Below are 20,592 nucleotides of genomic sequence, written 5' to 3'. Positions count from 1 at the left end.
AAACCTATTACAGCGCGCGCTGTAATAGGTTAGGAAATTAAATGTATAAAATGTTTATTTTGCTTTGATTCGACTTAAGGTCTCTTGAGAAACTCCTAGATAAGAAGCGACAATTTTATTGGGTAGTCGTCTTACAATTTGGGGGCTTTGACATAGTAAATCTTGATAACGCGTTGCTGCATCCATGGTAACCATGGCAAATAACCTACTGGTATTGTTGATATAAGCAAACTCCAAATACTTGCGATAGAATTTTTCCCATTGGGGAACTAAATCGAGTAATTCATAAAAATGATGATGTGTAATTGCATACACATCACTTTCTTCTAGAGCTTGCATGTACTCATCTGTACTATTTCCTTGGATAAAGTTGACCAAAGTTGTTGCAAATTGATTTTCAAAGGCAAAAAAACGCGTAGCATCTTGTCCTGCTTCATTAATATAAAAAATGCGCAAACACCCCTTACACACAAAGTACAATTTTTGTGTTTGCCCGATTCCAGCGTTGAGTTGCTCGCCTTTTTTGACTTTTTCATAGGTAAAAAAAGACAAAATCAAATCTAATTCTTCCTCTGTAACGTCAATTCGATCTTGAATGTAGGTTATTAATTGCTTCATTGTGTTATTTTTCACTAACAAAAGTACGATAATAGACGATATCTGCGATAGTTAGCACGGTCATTTTATGTTCTACGGCAAATTCAATCGCTTCTGGTAAACGCGCCATTGTTCCGTCGTCATTCATCAATTCACACAAAACGGCTTCTGGAGGTAAACCAGCTAATTTCATTAAATCAACACTACCTTCTGTATGCCCATTGCGCTCTAATACGCCCCCTTTCTTCGCTCGTAAAGGAAAGATATGTCCGGGTTTAGACAAATCTGTTGTTTGGGCATTTTTATTACTTGCCGCGCGCACTGTCGTTAATCGATCAGCAGCTGAAAGTCCAGTGGTTACTCCTTTTGCCGCTTCAATCGTAATGGTAAATGGGGTTTGAAATTGACTTGTATTCTCTGCCACCATATAAGGCAACGCTAAGGTATCTGCTTTTTCATTCGTTAAACACAAACAGATAACACCACTGCAATAACGGATTAACAAGGCCATATCTTGCTCTGACATTAAATGGGCAGAAAAAATTACATCTGCTTCATTCTCTCTATTGTGATCATCTAATAACAATACTCCTTTTCCAACCTTTAGAAAGCTCAATGCTCGTTCTACGCGTTCTTGACTGCTCTTTCCAAATGCTTGTAGTTTGTCTTCCATTTTATTTTTTAATTAATTGTTCTGCATATTTTCTTGCTCGTGGAATAATGATAAACGCTGAGGCATAAGCCACAGGCAACATAACACTCCACGCTTTTAAGAACAGAAAAAACCATCCTTCCTGAAATCCGTAATTTCTAATCAACCCAACAAATGCCATAATTAAAGTCATCGGGATTACCACGAATAAAGTATTGACATACTTGTAATATTTATTATTCATATTTTTTGTTTTTTACTGAGACAAAATTCAGCTTATCTTGATCCAAAAACATTGATATAGGTCAAAAAAAGAGTGAGTTGTTTGTCGTTTGTTGTTAGTCAATTGTCGATGAACAACAGACAACCAACCAATCACGATAGGAATTGATCTCCGTTAATCTTTAGAATAGTCCTCTTTACTATGAGTCAAGTGTACCTTCATGGTGAATCTATAGTGAGTCTACTAAAAACAAGCTTTTAATGGACGCACTATGAACTTACCCAAAACTGTACAACTATACTTGCTCATTCTGCACTTTACTGTATCACTTAAAAAAATAGCGCCAACTGTGGTCAATTGTTACTATTCTTCACTAATGAAATTGCTATTTAAAAAACGGTTAACTGTATTTAGAAAGATTCTCTATTCAACAAACAATGCACAACAAACAAAAAAGCTAATCCTACAAAGGATTAGCTTTTCTTATATTCAACCGTCAACCGTTAACTAACTCAATGTTTGTGAGATTTTTTCAAGATTCAAACTATTAGCCATGGCAGAGAATATCTCGTGGTAGGTTTGTTTATTTTCATACAATACTTCATGAACACCACTCTCCACTACCTGTCCTTTTTCCATCACAACAATATGATGGGCGTCGATAATTTGAGAAATACTATGTGATACAATGATAACGGTTCTATTTTCCTTAATGGCATCTAAACTTCGTTTAATTTGTTCTGTTGCAATTGCATCCAAACTTGCTGTAGGTTCATCCAAGAAAATAATGGCTGGATCTTTTAGGAATAAACGCGCAATGGCTATTCGTTGCTGTTGACCGCCAGAGAGCAAACGAGCATCGGAATCATATCCTTGTGGTAGATCGATAATTTGCTCGTGTATATAAGCCTTCTTCGCTGCTTCTTGTACTTCTTCTAACGTAGCATTTTCATCGCCATATCGAATATTCTCTTCTATACTACCTTGAAAAATATGGTTCTTCTGTAGTACTAAACCAATGTGTTTGCGCAGTTCTTTCGTATCGTATGCGCTTAAATCCACTCCATCTAATAAGATTTGTCCTTGACTGGGTTCGTAAAACTTATCCAACAGATTGATAATTGTACTTTTCCCTGCTCCGCTTAACCCTACTAAGGCGGTTGTTTTATTGGGTTCAATTAACATCGACACATCTTTTAAGGCTCTTGTTCCATTGGGATAATGAAAAGACACACCTTTTAATTCTATTCGCCCTTCTATCTTTTCAGGAATATAAGAACCTGATGCTTCTACTTCATTGGCTTCTATAATTTCAAAAAAGCTCTCGGAATAAATCATCGCATCATTGACATCATCATAAATGCGGTGCAATTGACGAATAGGTGCTGTAACATTGTTGAACAACAACACGTGGAACATAATCATACCTACGCTCATTTGTCCTTTCAACACAAAATAAGTGGTCAAGAGAATGATTACAACTAGTCCAAACTGCTCAATAAAACTCTTTACAGCATCAAACACAAAACTCATCTTTCGAGTATACAACTGATTTTCAGTCATATCATATTGAATTTCTTCGTGTTTTTTTGATTCTAAGGGTTCGCGTACAAAGGATTTAATGACCGTAATTGAATTGATTAACGAAATAATTCCATTGTTCTTATTCTCGCGATAACTTCTCATTTTTCGTCTAAATCCCTTTAGCTTTTTGGCTTGTTTCTGGCTAACATAAAAGTACAACGGAATCATGGCTGTACTGACTAAACCAATATAAACATTAGCAGAATAAATAAAGAATAAAGCAACAAATGCATTGGCAAACAACGGTAAAATATCGATGAAGAAATTCTGTACTAAACGGGTAATACTACTGATTCCTTGATCAATACGTGTTTGTAGTTTTCCGCTATCGTTTTCTTCTGAGGTGTAAAAAGCCATTTTAAAGGTTAAAATGCGCTCAACCACCAATTGAGAGATATCCCGAGAGGTATAAATGCGCAATTTTTCACCGAAATAACGTTGTCCAAATTGTACACAACTAAAAGTGATTTCCTTGAGGATTAAAATTACACTGCTCCACAACAAGACTTGAAATCCCCAGTGCAAGGTTTCTTCTTTATTGACAACAGCGGTTAACGCATCAACCAAATAGCGAAGTACTAATGCATTGACTTGAACAGCGATGGAGCCAACGGCTGTTAAAACTAATGTTCCGATAACCAAGCTTCTATACGGTTGTATAAAGGGTTTTATTTTTTTTAATATCGTGTATAAATTCATGTGAGCAAAGATACTATAGCAGTTAGGTTGCAATCATTGATTTGTGTCAATAAAATCTATAAAATGGTTGTGTCTTCTTTTTTTTGGTGTACTTTTAAAAACAAAAATGCATATTCGTCCTGCTCTCCTTTCTGATATTCCTCAACTACAGGTGTTGTATCAAAAACAATTTGCTGATTTAAAACGTCAACAACCTTATTCATTTAAGGCCGATCTACCTGCAATTTCATTTTTAAGAGAAAGCATCGAATCTGAAGATTGTGATTTTCTCGTAGCAGTGAATCAAAATACCCTCATTGGTATGACTGCTCTTTTTATTGAACACACGCTTCCTTATGAATGTTTTGTCTCTCACCGCTATCTCAATTTTGCTGATCTCTATGTTGAGGAAGAATACCGCAATCAAGGTATTGGCAAACAATTGATTGAAGCCGTAAAAAACTGGGCTACCCAAAAACAAGTGGACTACATTGAACTACTTGTGCTCAAACAAAATTCGAAAGCAATGCAATTGTATCTTGAACAAGCCTTTGAAGTGGTTCACACAACCATGCGTTATAAACTAAAATAATGTTTTCTTTTTATTTAGAACAAATATAAACAATTATCTTTGTGCTTGTAATTAAACACAAAGTATAAATAAATGAATCTATCCATTCTGCGTCTTGTAGCACTAGCGTTCGGTTGTTTTGCGACAAGCGTTGTATTAGCTCAAACGCCTATTGTTATTGGACATGAATATGAAATCACGTCTAAAGTACTTAGCGAAAACAGAAAAATTCAGGTTTACTTACCTCCAAGCTACACTGATAGTACAGCAACACCTCAATCCTATCCTGTTGTATATCTATTAGATAGCGAAAGCAATTTCAACTACTTAACAGCGTACATGGAAAAATTGGCAAAATATCCATATCCCGCCATTCCTGAAATGATTGTTGTAGGTGTTGTCAATACAAACCGAACAAGAGACTTAACACCAACATCTCGCAAGGAAGAAGTAATGACTGTAGAACAAAAGGCTAAAATACAAGGCGAAGCTGGTGGAAATGACTTGTTCTTTCAATTTATGGCTACTGAATTAAAACCTTTTGTTCACCAACAATTTAGAGCGAGTGATTACGCGATTCTAATCGGACATTCCTTTGGTGGAATTACAGCGCTAAACAATCTGTTGAATTATACGAGTATGTTTCAAGCCTACATTGTACACGATCCTAGTATTTGGTGGGATGATCGCTATATTCTAAAAGCATACGAAGAGCAAAAAACAAAGGATTTCCAACATCGAAAAGTTTTTTTAACGCAAGTAGGTGACAGTGAAAATAAAGGACACTTAGAAGAACACTATAGTGCTATTCAAGCGTTTAACACACTAATCCAACAGCAAGCGCCTCAAGGACTACTTTATCAATACAAACAATATACAGGTGAAAATCACGGTAGTATTCCCTTAAAAGGCAATCTCGATGGGTTGCGCTATATCTTTGAAGATTATCCTCTTAACTTTAAAGCCATTAAAAATAATCCGAAATTGGTCGAAGAATCTTTTGCACGTTTAAGTCAAAATCTAAACTTTGACTTCCAACCTAGTGAAGCTTATCTTCGCTACATTATTACCTATTACAACAAACAAAAAGAAAAAACAATCGTCGATTATTTTATTGCTTATTGCAAACGCTTGTATCCAACAACAACAATAGAACAATCAATTGGGCTATAATTAGCTTTGTGATTCCCTCAAAAATTGAACGTACTCACCCAAAAAAACTTGTGTAATCACAGGAGATACGAGTACTTTACGACCGTAAACAAATACAACAAGTCCCCATATGCTTAGGTAATTTATGTTGTTTCCTTACGACTAAGCAGTACATGAAAAAGTAAAAAGTCTATAACTGTGTTATAGACTTTTTTTATTTTCCTTCCTTAGGTTATAAACGCAAGAGTAATTTTTCTGTTGCTGCGGCATCAATTCCCTCATGAGACGTATGATAGACCACCTTACCACCAGCTATGATCAACAACTGTGGAGATTCGTGTTGTACTTGAAATCGGTCGGCAATATCAAGAGACACTAAGCGGTCTTTTTTTACATCAACCTTATAGCAATCTACTTGCGTTGGATTTGTAAAAGAAGCTTCAAAATTTCTCAATGCCATTTTACTGATGTAACACGTTGGGCTACTCTTAAAAATAACATAGGGTTTACTTGATGCGTTGGCTATTAGTTCCGATAAAGTAGATGTTTCTGTAAGTTCAATCCAGTTCATAAGACATTTTTTCAGTTAAATAGTATGGTCTCTATTAATTCTATGACTTTTTGTCACGATTATATACAAATATAGTAATTTTTTTGGACAGAAAGTCGTAAATTTAGAATTGGAACGCATCTTGTAAAAAGAATAGTACAACACAAAAAAAAAGGAAAAATGAATTTGAATAATTTTACAATAAAATCACAGGAAGCTCTACAGCGTGCACAAGTACTTGTACAAGGATTAGGGCAGCAACAAATTGAGAACGAACACCTTTTTAAAGCTATTTTAGAGGTGGATGAAAACGTTACTCCATTTATTTTAAAGAAATTAAACATCAATGTATCTGCTTTTGAATCTGCTTTAGATGCAACGATTAGTCGTTTTTCAAAAGTAGAAGGCGGTCAGATTGGCTTGTCTAGAGAAGCAGCCACTGCACTTACAGAGGCTCAAGCTATCGCTACGAAGATGAAAGATGAATATGTCTCCATCGAGCATTTGTTATTAGCGATTTTCAAATCGAAAAGCACGGTTGCTCAAATGTTGAAAGACCAAGGAGCTACTGAAAAACAATTGGAAGCAGCGATTCAAGAAATTCGCAATGGTGCACGTGTAACCTCTGCTTCTGCAGAAGAGACCTATAATTCACTGAATAAATACGCCAATAACCTAACAAAATTGGCTTATGAAGGGAAATTAGATCCTGTTATTGGACGTGATGAAGAAATTAGACGTGTCTTGCAAATTCTAAGTCGTCGAACCAAGAATAACCCGATGCTAATTGGTGAGCCTGGAGTTGGTAAAACAGCTATTGCAGAAGGACTTGCGCATCGTATTATTCAGCAAGATGTTCCCGAAAATTTGAAAGACAAACAAATCTTCTCACTTGATATGGGAGCTTTGATTGCTGGTGCAAAATACAAGGGTGAATTTGAAGAAAGACTGAAATCGGTTGTCAAAGAAGTAACTTCTTCTGAGGGGCAAATTATTTTGTTTATTGACGAAATTCACACTCTAGTTGGTGCTGGAGGTGGTGATGGTGCAATGGATGCGGCAAACATTTTAAAACCGGCATTAGCACGTGGTGAACTACGCTCTATTGGTGCTACTACTTTGGATGAGTATCAAAAGTACTTTGAAAAAGACAAAGCCCTAGAACGCCGTTTTCAAAAGGTAATTGTCGATGAGCCTGATACGGAGAGTGCGATTTCTATTTTGCGTGGAATCAAAGAAAAATATGAAGCACACCACAAAGTTCGAATCAAAGACGAAGCTATTATCGCAGCAGTTAACTTATCTGAACGCTATATAACCAATCGTTTTTTACCAGATAAAGCCATTGATTTAATGGATGAAGCGGCTGCAAAATTACGTATGGAAATCAACTCCAAACCAGAGGAACTCGATGTACTAGATCGAAAAATTATGCAATTGGAGATTGAGATTGAAGCAATTAAAAGAGAAAATGACGAGGATAAATTAAAACTCCTCGGTTTGGAAGTTGCCAATTTAAAAGAAGAACGCAACGAAATTTTTGCGAAGTGGCAATCAGAAAAAGAGGTTGTTGATCGCGTGCAAACCTGCAAACAAGAAATAGAAACGTTCAAACTAGAGGCTGAAAAAGCAGAACGTGAAGGAGATTATGGTAAGGTTGCAGAATTGCGCTATGGCAAGATTAAACAGGCACAAGAAGAATTAGAACGTGCACAAGCGCAACTGGAAGAAAATCAAAAAGGGCATTCTCTTATTAAAGAGGAGGTAACTAGTGATGATATTGCAGAGGTTGTTGCGAAATGGACAGGTGTACCTGTAACAAAAATGTTGCAAAGTGAAAGGGAAAAACTCCTCCACTTGGAAGATGAGCTACACAAACGCGTGGTTGGTCAAGAAGAAGCTATTGAAGCCATTAGCGATGCCGTACGTCGAAGCAGAGCTGGATTACAAGATCCGAAAAAACCAATTGGTTCTTTCTTGTTCTTAGGAACAACAGGGGTTGGTAAGACAGAACTAGCCAAAGCATTAGCAACGTATCTCTTTGATGATGAAAATGCCATGACGCGTATCGATATGAGCGAATACTCTGAGCGCCACAGTGTAAGTAGATTAGTTGGAGCACCTCCAGGATATGTTGGATATGATGAGGGTGGACAATTAACTGAAGCTGTACGTAGAAAACCATATTCTGTTGTGCTCTTAGATGAGATTGAAAAAGCACATCCGGATACGTTTAATATCCTCCTTCAAGTATTAGATGAAGGGCGTTTAACGGATAATAAAGGGCGTTTAGCGGATTTCAAAAACACGATCATTATTATGACTTCCAACATGGGTAGTCACATTATTCAAGAGAAGTTTGAACAAATTACCAATATGGAGCAAGCTGCTGAAGAAGCAAAAGAAGAGGTATTGAATGTCTTAAAACAATCCGTACGTCCAGAATTCCTGAACCGTATTGATGAAGTGGTAATGTTTACGCCTCTAACTCAAGACAACATCCTTCAAATTGTTGATATTCAGCTACAAGGGGTAATGAAAATGTTAAATGAACAAAATATCCATCTGGAAGCAACAAAAGAAGCGAAAGATTTCCTAGCGCGCAAAGGGTTTGATCCACAATTTGGAGCTAGACCTGTAAAACGCGTTGTTCAGCGAGAAGTATTAAATAAGCTGTCGAAGGAAATTTTAGCAGGAAACGTCAAAGCAGAGAGCATGATTTTACTTGACTCTTTCAATGACGAATTAGTTTTTAGAAATAAATAAATTGGTTGACGGTTAACTGTTGACAGTTAACAGAAAATCTTCTAAATTAACAAGAACCAATCCTTTAAAGGGTTGGTTCTTTTTTTGTTGGTTGTTGGCTGTCAACCGTTCACTGTTAACTGTTCACAAAAAAAGCAGTAAACTTTCGTTTACTGCTTTTTATATCTTGTTGTGATGGTGTAAGATTCTTTTAGAAATAAGTGTAAATTTCTTACATTGCGAAATTCACTCTTTTCTCATCACTCTTAACCATTTATGATAAAGCTACTTTTACTTGATCTGCTGCTTCTTGGAAAGCTACAGCTGATAAGATTGGCATACCTGATTGATCAATCAATTCTTTTGCCAATTCAGCGTTTGTTCCTTGAAGACGTACAATAATAGGCACTTTAATATCGTCACCCATGTTTTTGTATGCATCAACAACTCCTTGAGCAACACGGTCACAACGAACGATTCCTCCGAAGATGTTAATTAAAATAGCTTTTACGTTTGGATCTTTTAAGATAATACGGAAAGCTACTTCAACACGTTTAGCATCAGCTGTTCCTCCTACGTCTAAGAAGTTTGCTGGTTCAAAACCTGCGTATTTAATTAAGTCCATCGTAGCCATTGCTAAACCAGCACCGTTAACCATACATCCAACAGTTCCATCTAAATCTACATAGTTTAATCCTGCTTCTTTAGCTTCAACTTCGATTGGACGCTCTTCTGTGATATCTCTGTACTCAGCGTATACTTTTTGTCTGTATAATGCGTTGTCATCGATTGTAACTTTAGCATCAACTGCTAAAATTTTATCGTCAGATGTTTTTAATACTGGGTTAATTTCAAACATAGAAGAATCACTTCCGATGTAAGCGTTGTATAAAGCATCAACGAATTTAACCATTTCTTTGAATGCATTTCCTGATAAACCTAAGTTAAATGCTATTCTTCTTGCTTGGAAACCTTGTAATCCAACAGCTGGATCGATTTCTTCTTTGAAGATTAAGTGTGGCGTTTTTTCAGCAACTTCTTCAATGTCCATTCCTCCTTCAGTAGAATACATAATCATATTTCTACCTTTAGCACGGTCTAATAATACAGACATGTAGAACTCGCTAACTTCGCTTTCACCTGGATAGTAAACATCTTCTGCGATTAAAACTCTATTTACTTTTTTCCCCTCTGGTGGAGTTTGTGGAGTAATTAGGTCCATTCCGATGATTTTTCCAGCTAGCTCTTTTACTTCATCTAAGTTCTTAGCTAACTTTACTCCTCCTCCTTTACCTCTTCCTCCTGCATGGATTTGAGCTTTTACTACATACCAACTTGTACCAGTTTCTTCTGTAAGTTGTTTTGCTTTTTCAACAGCTTCATCTGCGTTGTTAGCTACTAACCCACGTTGTACTCTTACCCCGTAGCTAGCTAATATTTCTTTACCTTGAAATTCATGTAAATTCATAGTGTAATACGTTTAGCTTTTAAAAATAAACAGACACAAAAATAATAATTAGGTTTTAAATTCCCTAATTTAATTCTAGATAAGTCCTATTTATTCTTAGATTTAACTTTATTAATTTTAAAAAATATTTGATTTGTATTCGTTAGATTTAGAAAATATCAATAGATCCTTTACCTTCTCTTATGATTTCCGGTTCAAATCCAGATAAATCGATTACGGTAGAAGCCTGATTATCACCGTATCCCCCATCGATAATTAAATCTACTGTATTATTCCACTTCTCTAAGATCAATTCGGGATCTGTGGTATACTCTAAAATTTCATCTTCATCATAGATGGAAGTTGAAACAATAGGATTTCCCAATCTACGGACAATTTCTCTGGCGATGTTGTTATCTGGCACGCGAATTCCCACGGTTTTTTTCTTTCTAAATTCTTTAGGCAAGTTGGTACTCCCTGGCAGAATAAAGGTATAAGGTCCGGGCAGCGCTTTTTTTAGTATTTTAAAGGTAGCGGTATCAATTTGTTTGATATAGTCTGAAATATTGCTCAAATCATGGCACACAAACGAGAAGTTAGCCTTCTCTAGTTTAATGCCTTTGATGCGGGCAATGCGTTCTAATGCCTTGGTATTGGTAATATCACACCCCAATCCGTATACGGTATCCGTAGGATAGATAATCAATCCCCCATCGCGAAGTACTTCCACCACCTTATTAATCTCCTTTTCATTCGGATTCTCTGGATATATTTTGACAAATTGCGCCATATCTTTGATTTTTATTGTTTTACACAATTTACGCTAAAACTTGAAGCTTCGCAAATCGCAATAATAATTTTTTAATTCCCCCTACATCGAAATTGATCTCCGCTTTGCGATCTGCTCCTACACCTTCTAAATTTAAAATCACCCCTTGACCAAATCGTTCATGCATCACGCGTTGACCAATTACTAAACCGCCATTAGAATTTTCTGCTCCACTAGAAGTAGATGCAGTAGCGGAATTTACTGGTTTTAATTTTCGAATATTTCGATCTAAAACGGGTTCTTCATTATTTTTCAAGTAAGCAGGTGGAGTACCATTTACAGGTTTTGCCAATCTCAACTTACTTTTATCTACATCGCCAAAAATATCTGCATCAATCTTTGGCGTATAGCGATAATTTGTTTCTACGGGTGTTAAAAACTCTAAGTACTCTGCATCGATTTCTTGAATAAAACGCGAAGGATCACAGTCTATGAGTTTCCCCCAGCGGTATCTCGATTGCGCATAAGTTAAATAAGCTTGATGCTCTGCACGGGTTAACGCTACATAAAATAATCGTCGTTCTTCTTCTAACTCTGTTCGCGTACTACTACTCATCGCACTTGGAAATAGGTCTTCTTCCATTCCCACACAGAAAACGGTAGGAAATTCTAATCCCTTCGCCAAGTGAATAGTCATTAAAGCCACGCGATCGTCATCACCTGTATCTTTATCTAAATCTGTTGCTAGAGCTACATCTTCTAAAAATTCTGACAATGCACCTCGAGCACCATCTATTTCGCGTTGACCTTCAATAAAGTCTTTGATACCATTAAGTAATTCCTCTATATTTTCCATTCGAGTGATTCCTTCTGGTGTGGTATCTTTTCTCAACTCTTGAACCAATCCTGTTTTCTTAACGACGTGTTCTACCATTTCATAAGCATCCTTGGTTTCTTCCAACGCCTGAAAAGCTTTCACCATATTGACAAAATCAGTCAATTTGTTTTTCGTTCCTGCGGTAATTTTTAAGTCAATTTTATCTATATGACTCATTACTTCAAAAATCGAACGCTTATAGTGATTAGCAGCAATCGTTAATTTATCCAATGTTGTTGCTCCAATTCCCCTTGCAGGATAATTGATAACACGAACCAGGGCTTCTTCATCTTTGGGATTGATAATTAAGCGTAAATAGCTCAATACATCTTTTATTTCTTTGCGTTGATAGAACGACAACCCACCGTAAATTCGGTAGGGAATATCGCGTTTTCTCAAGGCATCTTCCATCGCACGAGATTGTGCATTGGTACGATATAAGATAGCAAAATCACTGTTGTTTTTTTGATTTTGCATTTTTTCTTCAAAAATTGTTGACGCAACAAAGCGCCCTTCTTCTCCATCAGTTAATGAACGGTGTACCTTAATCTTGGGACCAAAATCATTATCTGTCCAAACTACTTTTTCTAATTTGACTTTATTCTTGTCAATAATCGTATTTGCAGCTTCTACAATATTTCGAGTAGAGCGATAATTTTGTTCCAAACGATACAATTGTACGTTGTCGAAATCCTTTTGGAAATTCAATATATTATTGATGTTCGCTCCACGAAAGGCATAGATACTTTGAGCGTCATCCCCTACTACACATATATTCTGAAAGCGATCTGAAAGCGCTCGAACAATCAAATACTGAGAGTTGTTCGTATCTTGATACTCATCAACCAAAATATAGCGAAAACGATCTTGATACTTGGCTAACACATCTGGAAATCGAGTTAGTAACTCATTGGTTTTCAATAGTAAATCATCAAAATCCATTGCTCCTGCTTTGAAACAACGTTCCACATAATGCTCGTAAATTTCTCCAATACGAGGACGTTTACTCATTGCATCTGCTTCTTGTAGTTCTGGATCGTTAAAATAGGCTTTTACCGTAACCAGATTATTTTTATACGAAGAAATACGACTGGCTACTTCTTTGGGTTTATACACGTCTTTATCTAATTGCAACTCTTTAATAATCTGTCCGATTAATCGCTGAGTATCTTGTGAATCATAGATAGAGAAGTTACTTGGATATCCCAAATGATCAGCTTCTGCACGCAAAATACGAGCAAAAACAGAGTGGAATGTTCCCATCCAAAGGTTTCTAGCCTCGCTGCTTCCGACAATTTGTGCGATTCTATTTTTCATCTCACGCGCTGCTTTATTGGTAAACGTCAGAGATAAAATATTAAACGCGTCAACGCCTTGATGCATCAGGTAGGCAATTCGCAAGGTCAATACCCTTGTTTTTCCTGAACCCGCTCCAGCAATCACAATCATTGGGCCATCCTTCTGTAGTACAGGCGCTCTTTGCGCTTCATTAAGTTGATCAATATAACTTTGCATAGTGTCTAAAACCGTAAAAAGCCAAAATTACAACTACTATTAGTTTATAACAAGTTTTGTTTACATTAAAGCATTTTATCTTGATCAAATATTATTACTTTTGTTCAAATTTAAATTTCATGGATCTTAACTTTTTCCTTACTTCATTACAGTATATCGTACCTGCGTTAGTTGTTGCGGGATTGTCTTATGTGTTCTTTCAACAAATCTTGGAGAAACAATCGAAGCGAGACTATTTTATCATTACGCAATTGACAAATAAAGAAACAGGAATTGACAGTAAAGCCTTAAAGTTGCAGGCTTGTGAGCGATTGATCATCTATGCAGAACGCAGTGATCTAAAGAAGTTAATCTTGCGTGTTCAACCATTGAGTACGGATACTCAAGCATACGCACACTTATTGGTTCAACACCTTGAGCAGGAATTTGAATATAACGTCACCCAACAGCTTTATGTTTCTGAAGAGCTATGGGCTATTGTTGTACATACCAAAAACACCCTTATAAGCACGATTCAACAAACAGCGAAGCTACCAGAAGCTACATCTGCTTTGTTGTATCAAAATCTCTTGTTAAATGAATCGATTCGCATTCAGAGTAAAGTGGATATTTTACTTCGAGCAATCAAAGAAGAGACAAAACATAACTTGTAGTAAATCAATAAATTAAATAAAAAAAAGGTATGAGAAGAATTTTGATAAGCGCATGTTTGCTATTGGGTGTTTTAGGCACAAACTACACCGCTACGGCTCAAAGCAAACTAGGAGGGATTTTGGGTAATTTATCGCAAGATCAAATTGGTAAAGGGTTAAAAGAAGCACTAGACAAAGGTATTCAACAGCAAGTAAGTGAACTAGCTAAACCCAACGGTTTTTTTAAAAATGAACTGGTAAAAATTATGTTGCCTGATGAATTGCAAAAAGTTGATAAAACAATGCGTTCATTAGGAATGGGGAGCGTAGCAGATCAAGGATTACTCTTGCTAAACAAGGCAGCAGAAAGCGCTGTAGAAGAAGCAACTCCAATCTTCGTACAGGCGATTAAAGATTTAACTTTTGCGGATGCTGCTAATATTCTTTTAGGCGGTCCGTCTTCGGCTACTGACTACTTGAAACAAAAAACTTCAAAAGAGTTAATGAGTAAATTTACTCCTATCATTGAATCGTCTTTATCAGAAGTAGGTGCTACAAAGGCTTGGGAAGGTATTTTTACACAATACAATAATCTTCCTCTTGTATCTCCTGTTAATCCAGATCTAACAAACTACGTTGCCGAAAAAACACTAGATGGTGTATTCACGATGATTGCAGTTGAAGAAAACAACATTAGAGGAAATCAAAAAGACTCGAGATCGACAAAGTTATTGAATGACGTATTCAGCAAACAAGATAAGACAGCGAACGCATCAACGTCTTCTTCAAGCAAGAATACACCTAAAAAGACAGATAGTACAAAAGAAAAAAAGAAAAGCCTTTTTGATATTTTTGGTCAATAAAACGTACTATAACGATAGCATAACTTTTTCGTAATATTCACTCCGAATAGAATATCGATATTTGCCTTATAAATATAGATTTCATAAGAGAATAGTTAAAGTTAGTTGATACAAAAAGGGACATTGAATATCAATGTCCCTTTTTACTTTTTCAACTACTTTTGCCTCTGTTGTTCTAACGGTGGACTTATTCGTGATTCAGTTCTTCTAAACGAACGTAAAAATGCAATTGCTCTTCTTCCCCAGCGACAGCAGTAACACACGCTTCGTTGCCATATTGATCATACATCGAAAAGTACATTTCACCTCCCCATTCGTAATAAGACCAAATTAGTCCTTCCCAAAGCTGATAAACCCAAAAACACACCCCTTCTATTTCGTGATTCTTAGCCAATACCTTCCGAAACTTACTCGAAGTAAATTCAAACTTCGTTGTAAAAATAGAATGATCGTCCCTAGTAAATGTTCCATCTGTTGAGATACTACATCTTTTATAGATACCTGTCTGCTTGTAGTGAAACCATTTCTTGCTAATACAATTCGTTTGATACAAAAGCAAGCCATCATCAGGATTAAACTGCACGTAATATTTCGTCAATTTGGAGTTGTATATTCCATTTACATCGTGTTCTGTTCGCGTTTGCACGCGTATATTAGATTGTGTAAACCGACGTTTGGGCAATACGTTTATGGTCACAAAATCGGGAGCAAGTCCTCCTTGATTATACTCCTTAGAAGTAGAATATTCCACTCGCTTAACTTTCTCCATGCCATGCTGGTTTGACCACTGTTTAATTTTACAACGCACACACACTTTAAATGCTTTGACAGGAGCATCAATAGAGCAATAAACGATAACAGAAGAAGTCGTCCCTTCCTTATGATACCCTGAATTTTCTACTTTCGGATATACGTAAATTCCCGCCTCGTCGGTATAAAGTAAACCGTTGCTTATGAAATTATTTTCATCATCAATAAGTTCCATTTTTTCAAACATTTCTTTTGGTGAAATTGTGATTGGTTGATTCTTTCTATCACGTGCTTCCATCGTTATTTTAAGAGCAATTTGATGCCGTCCATTTGCATACAACTGCGTTGATTTTTCTCCATTTACTAAAGTAATTTTCAGCGAAGTCACCGCATTTATATCCTCCCAATTATATACATTTTCACTAATTCGGTCGTTACTTGATACAACTGAATGCCCTTTCACATGTGCTTCTTTAAACAAATAGGCGCGATCTTTAATCGTTGCATGTCCATAAACTTCCACATTGTCATAGATTTGAGCAGATCCCTCAATAGAAGCGTTTTCATATACTTTAGCGTAGGCTGAGACCATGGCCTTTCCAGAGACTGTTGCGTTACCTGAAATTTGAGCCGAATCCTCTATTGAAGCTTCTCCATACACTTGAGCACAAGCTGTTACCAAAGCAAAATCTGAAACTACAGCATTGCCATATACTTGTGCATCAGCTGTAATACGCGCAGCTCCAAATACTTCTGCATTTCCGCGAACTACAGCATTATCTAAAATTGCAGCTTCGCCATATACTTTAGCATTGTCTCCCACCCAAGATTCACCAGCCTGACTCAAATTCAATTCACTTTGAATCCAACCTCCTTTTCTACGTGTTTTTAAACATTCTATACGCCATAGTATATAGCCATTATATTCCATGGATTCATTGGTAATTCTGTATTTATCCATTTCTACAGCTTTTATCCATTTAACACTTCTATCTCTTTTTCTCAATCTCATTTTTATTGTTTAATGCAACATAGTAAAACACCTACTTCCCCCTAATCTTCTCATATAGAGAATAACTATCGTACATAGGATTAAAATTCAATATGTACTGAACATTATAAAATTATTTTAAATAAAAATCATAATTCAATCAAAAAGGTTAAAGTTTGTTTCAAAAAATAAAAAAATTAACAAAAGGAAATGTTTTTAAAAAATATGGATTTTCTCTTTTACATGTCTTTTCAAAAACCAACACCTTTTTTCTTTGTCAAGCGATATTAAAATCTCTTTAAGTAGATCATACAGTGACTTTTACTCACAAAAAAAGAGCAAGTTTTACTTGCTCTTTTCTTTATCATCGCGGGGTACTTCCCTATCGTTTATTCGACCTTGTTTAGTCTTATTATTTCGTGTATAAAAACTAAATCACCTTAAACAAGCCTGGATATTCTGAGACCAAACCATCTGCATCAACTGTAATAGTAGCTTCAAAATCGCTCCAAATATTCTTGTAGTGATAGGTGTTTTCAGACAATTTAGTATATTCTTGTTGAACCAAAGTAAAATTCTCCTCTAAAGGATTAATATACAAAACTGGAAGAATCTTAGATTCACCAACATTTAACTTTAATCGATTAATTGGCAAAGTATTAGTAAAAGGAGTTACTGCGATATCAATATCTAAACACTCCTTAAAATGTGGATATTCTTGTTCATCAATGATCCATTGATCATTGAGTTTATGTCCACTTAATTGAAAAAATCGATGTCCTTCTTGACATCGAATATCAAAGAAACGCGTTTCCCAATTGGATGTTGTCACAACTTGATATTCAACACCATAAATGCGATTATTCTTATTGCCGACAATTTCTCCTTTGCAGTGAAAGCTACCTTCTTTTTCGATAGCAGTAAAGTGCTCCACAGCTATTGTATCAACACCTAACCATGTTCGTTTTTTTTCCATTTGATTCAATTGACTACGATTTATTTAATTTAACACTAAGCGTGGCTATAAAAGTGGGGATATAATCATCAATTACAAAACGGGGATTGGGCTGCCAAGCCTCTTCATATCCGATAATTGCGAAACCTGCTTTGGTTTGTCCACCCAACAAATCTTGAAGAGCATGCCCAAAAACAAGTGCTTCTCCTTTTGCAATTTTTTCGTCTAGCTCGGTTGAAGACAGATCTCTTTGATCTTGATAAGGTATTGTGTATTTGGGTTGAATCAATCCTTGCGCTTTACATTCTGCATTTCGATCTTCAACAAAAACCACAGGATTATAAAAGCTGCTAATTAATTTTCCGCCAGTTTTTAATACGCGATAGCACTCGTTCCATACTTGCGTCACATCGTCAATATACAGATTGGAAATGGGGTGTACGATCAGATCAAAATACGCGTCATCAAATCGACTTAAATCGCGCATATCTCCCTGTTCAATTGCTAAGTGAAGTTGATCTCTTGTTGCAACATCTTGGTCTTTTTGCAACTGTTCTGGCGACAAATCAAACACGATAACTTCTGCACCTAAAGCAGCTAGTATAGGTCCTTGTTGTCCACCTGCAGAGGCTAAACACAGTACTTTTTTTCCTTTAATATCTCCAATCCACTCTTTTTCAATCGGAGTTGGCAAGACATATAAATCCCAGATTCCCTGTTTTGCCTTTTCAACTAATTCACTACTAACAGGCTGAGACCATGGAACATTCGCTTTTGCTTGTGTATCCCAAGCTTTTTGATTGTGTTGTATAAAATCTTTCAATGACGTAACGTATAATAAGCGGTTAAGTTAGTTCAACCGCTTATTAAAATTATCTTTTTTAATTGTATAAATCAAATCTTTTTTCTCATTTTGCAGTTTTCCTTCGTGCACTTTTATCTCAAGTTAAAGCTTTATTCCTGATTGGATGAAAGTTAACTCCATAAAAAAAGGGAGAAAACACGTTCCTCCCTTTTGCTTTTATTTTATTGTTGATTATGTCAACATTCCTCCATCAACATTGATTACTTGTCCTGTGATATAAGCCGACATATCAGAAGCTAAAAACACACATGCATTGGCTACATCTTCTGCTTTTCCTCCGCGTTTTAAAGGAATAGCATCTGTCCATCCTTTTACCACGTCTTCTGCTAATTTAGCTGTCATTTCCGTTTCGATAAACCCTGGTGCGATAACGTTACAACGAATATTTCTAGATCCTAATTCTAAGGCAATTGATTTAGAAAATCCGATTACCCCAGCTTTAGAAGCTGCATAGTTCGATTGTCCAGCGTTTCCTTTTACTCCTACAACAGAACTCATATTGATGATTGATCCTTTTCTGTTTTTCAACATCGTGCGTTGTACCGCTTTTGTCATATTGAACACAGATTTCAAGTTCACTTCAATAACATCATCGAAATCTTGCTCTGACATTCTCATCAATAAATTATCTTTTGTAATACCTGCATTATTAATTAAAACATCAATATTACCGAAGTCTTTCAATACTTCTTCTACCAATTGTTCTGCTGCTTGAAATTCTGCTGCATTGGATTGATATCCTTTTGCTTGAACACCTAAAGCTACAAGTTCACTCACTAATTCGTCCGCTGCTTGTACAGATGAACTGTAGGTAAATGCTACATTAGCGCCTTGTTCAGCAAATGCTAAAGCTACTCCTCTTCCGATTCCTCGTGTAGCACCGGTAATAATGGCTATTTTTCCTTCTAATAATTTCATGTATATTTTAATTTTGTTTTGACAAAGGGCAAATATAAACAATTTGTAATTCGACTATGAATTTTTTAAACTGTTTGTACCTCTTTTCTAAAAAAGATCATGTAAAATAGCGTAACCCCAAGCAAGAAAACGAAATAGTATCCATGTGACACCAATTCGAGATAGCCTAGTTTTTTATCTGTAAAACTCAATAAAATTAAGATTTGTGCTCCGTAAGGCAATATTCCTTGTACAATACAAGCAAAAATATCCAATACAGAAGCTACATAAGGCCGATTTAACTTATACTCTGTTGCTACATCATTGGCTAGGTTTCCGACTACTAAAATTGAAACGGTGTTATTCGCCATACACAAACCTACACTAGAAACTAGAGAGGCTATACCAAAAACGGCTCCTTTGCTGGTTTGAATTCTCTTCTGCATACTTTTTAAAATCCACACCAAGCCTCCTTGTTGCTCAATCATACGGGCTAATCCGCCAGTAAGCATTGACAACAAGAATATTTCTGTCATAGACGTAAATCCTTGATAGGTGTGATTAGCAAGTCCTACCAAATCAAAATCAGCCTGAACTAACCCGATGATTGATGCAGAAAGAATACCTAAAAACAAGGCAATAAACACATCAATACCCACCAAAGCCAAAACAATAGTTAACACATAGGGTAAGATCAATAGGTAATTAGCATTTTCGTTTAAATCTAGTACAACATGGGTAGCGTCATTTTTCATAAATATCAACACAACATTGCCCCCCCCAATAAGGCTCCACAAAGCAAACCCATAGAACTTCCTGTTTTTTCAGCTAATCCAACAACAATAGGACCTAAAGCAACAATTGTTCCTACTGAAGTGCCTATAGAAAGAGATAAAAAGCAAGAAATAACAAAGATTCCTACCCCGAGATATGCTACAGGAATATAATGCAACCCAATATTGACCATCGCATCCACTCCGCCAATGGCTTTCGTAATAGTTGCAAAAGCCCCTGCAAGAATATAAATCAAACACATGGTGATAATCTTACTGTCTCCACAACCTTCAATTAGTGCTGTGATGCGCTTATTGATCGGTGTTTTGTAAAATAAAACAAAAGCAGTGATAATCCCTAAAGCAATAGCTATAGGAGAAGGCAATAGATAAAAATCGTCTAGTAAAATACCGCTACCTAAAAAAACAGCAACAAATACAAAAAAGGGAATGAGGGTGTACAATTTATTTTCTGTCATATATATTTTTTTTGCTTTCTAAAAACA

17 protein-coding genes and 1 pseudogene are annotated in these 20,592 nt (G+C 36.1%); 5 read left to right on the top strand and 13 right to left on the bottom strand.

Going from position 1 to position 20,592, the window contains the following annotated elements; genetic code table 11:
* Positions 1-54: 54 nt before the first annotated feature.
* From H4K33_RS00730 to H4K33_RS00715, 4 genes are all read right to left on the bottom strand, one after another.
* Entirely contained in the window at positions 55-618 is a 564-nt protein-coding gene (locus H4K33_RS00730) for a Crp/Fnr family transcriptional regulator (RefSeq protein ID WP_182646590.1), read from the bottom strand.
* A 4-nt stretch (positions 619-622) separates the two neighbouring features.
* Positions 623-1,270: a 3,4-dihydroxy-2-butanone-4-phosphate synthase gene (gene ribB / locus H4K33_RS00725; protein ID WP_182646589.1), complete on the bottom strand. Its 648-nt coding sequence runs from the start codon at positions 1,268-1,270 to the stop codon at positions 623-625.
* A 1-nt stretch (position 1,271) separates the two neighbouring features.
* Positions 1,272-1,493, bottom strand: a complete 222-nt coding sequence (locus H4K33_RS00720; protein WP_182646588.1) for a DUF2798 domain-containing protein — start codon at positions 1,491-1,493, stop codon at positions 1,272-1,274.
* A 486-nt stretch (positions 1,494-1,979) separates the two neighbouring features.
* Positions 1,980-3,755, bottom strand: a complete 1,776-nt coding sequence (locus tag H4K33_RS00715; RefSeq protein ID WP_182646587.1) for an ABC transporter ATP-binding protein — start codon at positions 3,753-3,755, stop codon at positions 1,980-1,982.
* 106 nt (positions 3,756-3,861) lie between these two features.
* On the opposite strand from H4K33_RS00715, the gene H4K33_RS00710 reads away from it, so the two are divergent.
* Together H4K33_RS00710 and H4K33_RS00705 are read left to right on the top strand one after the other, a co-directional pair.
* Complete coding sequence (locus H4K33_RS00710; RefSeq protein WP_182646586.1) at positions 3,862-4,326, top strand: GNAT family N-acetyltransferase; 465 nt, start codon at positions 3,862-3,864, stop codon at positions 4,324-4,326.
* Positions 4,327-4,398: 72 nt separating this feature from the next.
* Positions 4,399-5,478, top strand: coding sequence for an alpha/beta hydrolase (locus H4K33_RS00705; RefSeq protein ID WP_182646585.1), 1,080 nt, complete (start codon positions 4,399-4,401; stop codon positions 5,476-5,478).
* 211 nt (positions 5,479-5,689) lie between these two features.
* Here the strand turns inward: H4K33_RS00705 and ytxJ are convergent, their stop codons facing one another.
* On the bottom strand, positions 5,690-6,028 hold the full coding sequence (gene ytxJ / locus H4K33_RS00700; RefSeq protein WP_182646584.1) for a bacillithiol system redox-active protein YtxJ: 339 nt from the start codon (positions 6,026-6,028) through the stop codon (positions 5,690-5,692).
* Between the two features lie 159 nt (positions 6,029-6,187).
* Here ytxJ and clpB point away from each other — a divergent pair, with 159 nt between their 5' ends.
* Positions 6,188-8,773 (top strand): ATP-dependent chaperone ClpB, encoded by a 2,586-nt coding sequence (gene clpB, locus H4K33_RS00695; RefSeq protein ID WP_182646583.1) that lies wholly within the window; start codon positions 6,188-6,190, stop codon positions 8,771-8,773.
* Positions 8,774-9,026: 253 nt separating this feature from the next.
* On the opposite strand, the gene sucC is transcribed toward clpB, so the two are convergent.
* The 3 genes from sucC to H4K33_RS00680 form a co-directional block, all read right to left on the bottom strand.
* Positions 9,027-10,220, bottom strand: a complete 1,194-nt coding sequence (gene sucC / locus H4K33_RS00690; RefSeq protein WP_182646582.1) for an ADP-forming succinate--CoA ligase subunit beta — start codon at positions 10,218-10,220, stop codon at positions 9,027-9,029.
* A gap of 148 nt (positions 10,221-10,368) precedes the next feature.
* The gene (locus tag H4K33_RS00685; protein WP_182646581.1) at positions 10,369-10,989 is read right to left on the bottom strand and encodes an L-threonylcarbamoyladenylate synthase; all 621 of its coding nucleotides are present in this window, start codon (positions 10,987-10,989) and stop codon (positions 10,369-10,371) included.
* Between the two features lie 28 nt (positions 10,990-11,017).
* A complete protein-coding gene (locus H4K33_RS00680; RefSeq protein WP_182646580.1) occupies positions 11,018-13,360 on the bottom strand; it encodes an ATP-dependent helicase in 2,343 nt (780 codons plus the stop codon).
* Between the two features lie 119 nt (positions 13,361-13,479).
* Here H4K33_RS00680 and H4K33_RS00675 point away from each other — a divergent pair, with 119 nt between their 5' ends.
* Both H4K33_RS00675 and H4K33_RS00670 read left to right on the top strand, forming a co-directional pair.
* Entirely contained in the window at positions 13,480-14,013 is a 534-nt protein-coding gene (locus H4K33_RS00675) for a hypothetical protein (RefSeq protein ID WP_182646579.1), read from the top strand.
* Positions 14,014-14,042: 29 nt separating this feature from the next.
* Positions 14,043-14,855 carry a DUF4197 domain-containing protein gene (locus H4K33_RS00670; RefSeq protein WP_182646578.1) on the top strand — a complete coding sequence of 271 codons (813 nt, stop codon included), beginning with the start codon at positions 14,043-14,045 and terminating at the stop codon, positions 14,853-14,855.
* Between the two features lie 187 nt (positions 14,856-15,042).
* Here H4K33_RS00670 and H4K33_RS00665 read toward each other — a convergent pair whose 3' ends face one another.
* The 5 genes and pseudogenes from H4K33_RS00665 to H4K33_RS00645 form a co-directional block, all read right to left on the bottom strand.
* A complete protein-coding gene (locus H4K33_RS00665) occupies positions 15,043-16,617 on the bottom strand; it encodes a transferase (protein ID WP_255493509.1) in 1,575 nt (524 codons plus the stop codon).
* 409 nt (positions 16,618-17,026) lie between these two features.
* Positions 17,027-17,572, bottom strand: a complete 546-nt coding sequence (locus tag H4K33_RS00660; RefSeq protein ID WP_182646577.1) for a putative glycolipid-binding domain-containing protein — start codon at positions 17,570-17,572, stop codon at positions 17,027-17,029.
* A gap of 13 nt (positions 17,573-17,585) precedes the next feature.
* Positions 17,586-18,374, bottom strand: coding sequence for a class I SAM-dependent methyltransferase (locus H4K33_RS00655; protein WP_182646576.1), 789 nt, complete (start codon positions 18,372-18,374; stop codon positions 17,586-17,588).
* Between the two features lie 213 nt (positions 18,375-18,587).
* On the bottom strand, positions 18,588-19,334 hold the full coding sequence (gene fabG, locus H4K33_RS00650) for a 3-oxoacyl-[acyl-carrier-protein] reductase (protein WP_182646575.1): 747 nt from the start codon (positions 19,332-19,334) through the stop codon (positions 18,588-18,590).
* Between the two features lie 65 nt (positions 19,335-19,399).
* Positions 19,400-20,565, bottom strand: a pseudogene (locus H4K33_RS00645) (Na+/H+ antiporter NhaC family protein).
* Positions 20,566-20,592 lie beyond the last annotated feature (27 nt).

The organism is Myroides sp. WP-1 (assembly GCF_014145635.1).
Lineage (GTDB): Bacteria > Bacteroidota > Bacteroidia > Flavobacteriales > Flavobacteriaceae > Flavobacterium.
This window is presented reverse-complemented; position numbering and strand designations above follow the sequence as displayed.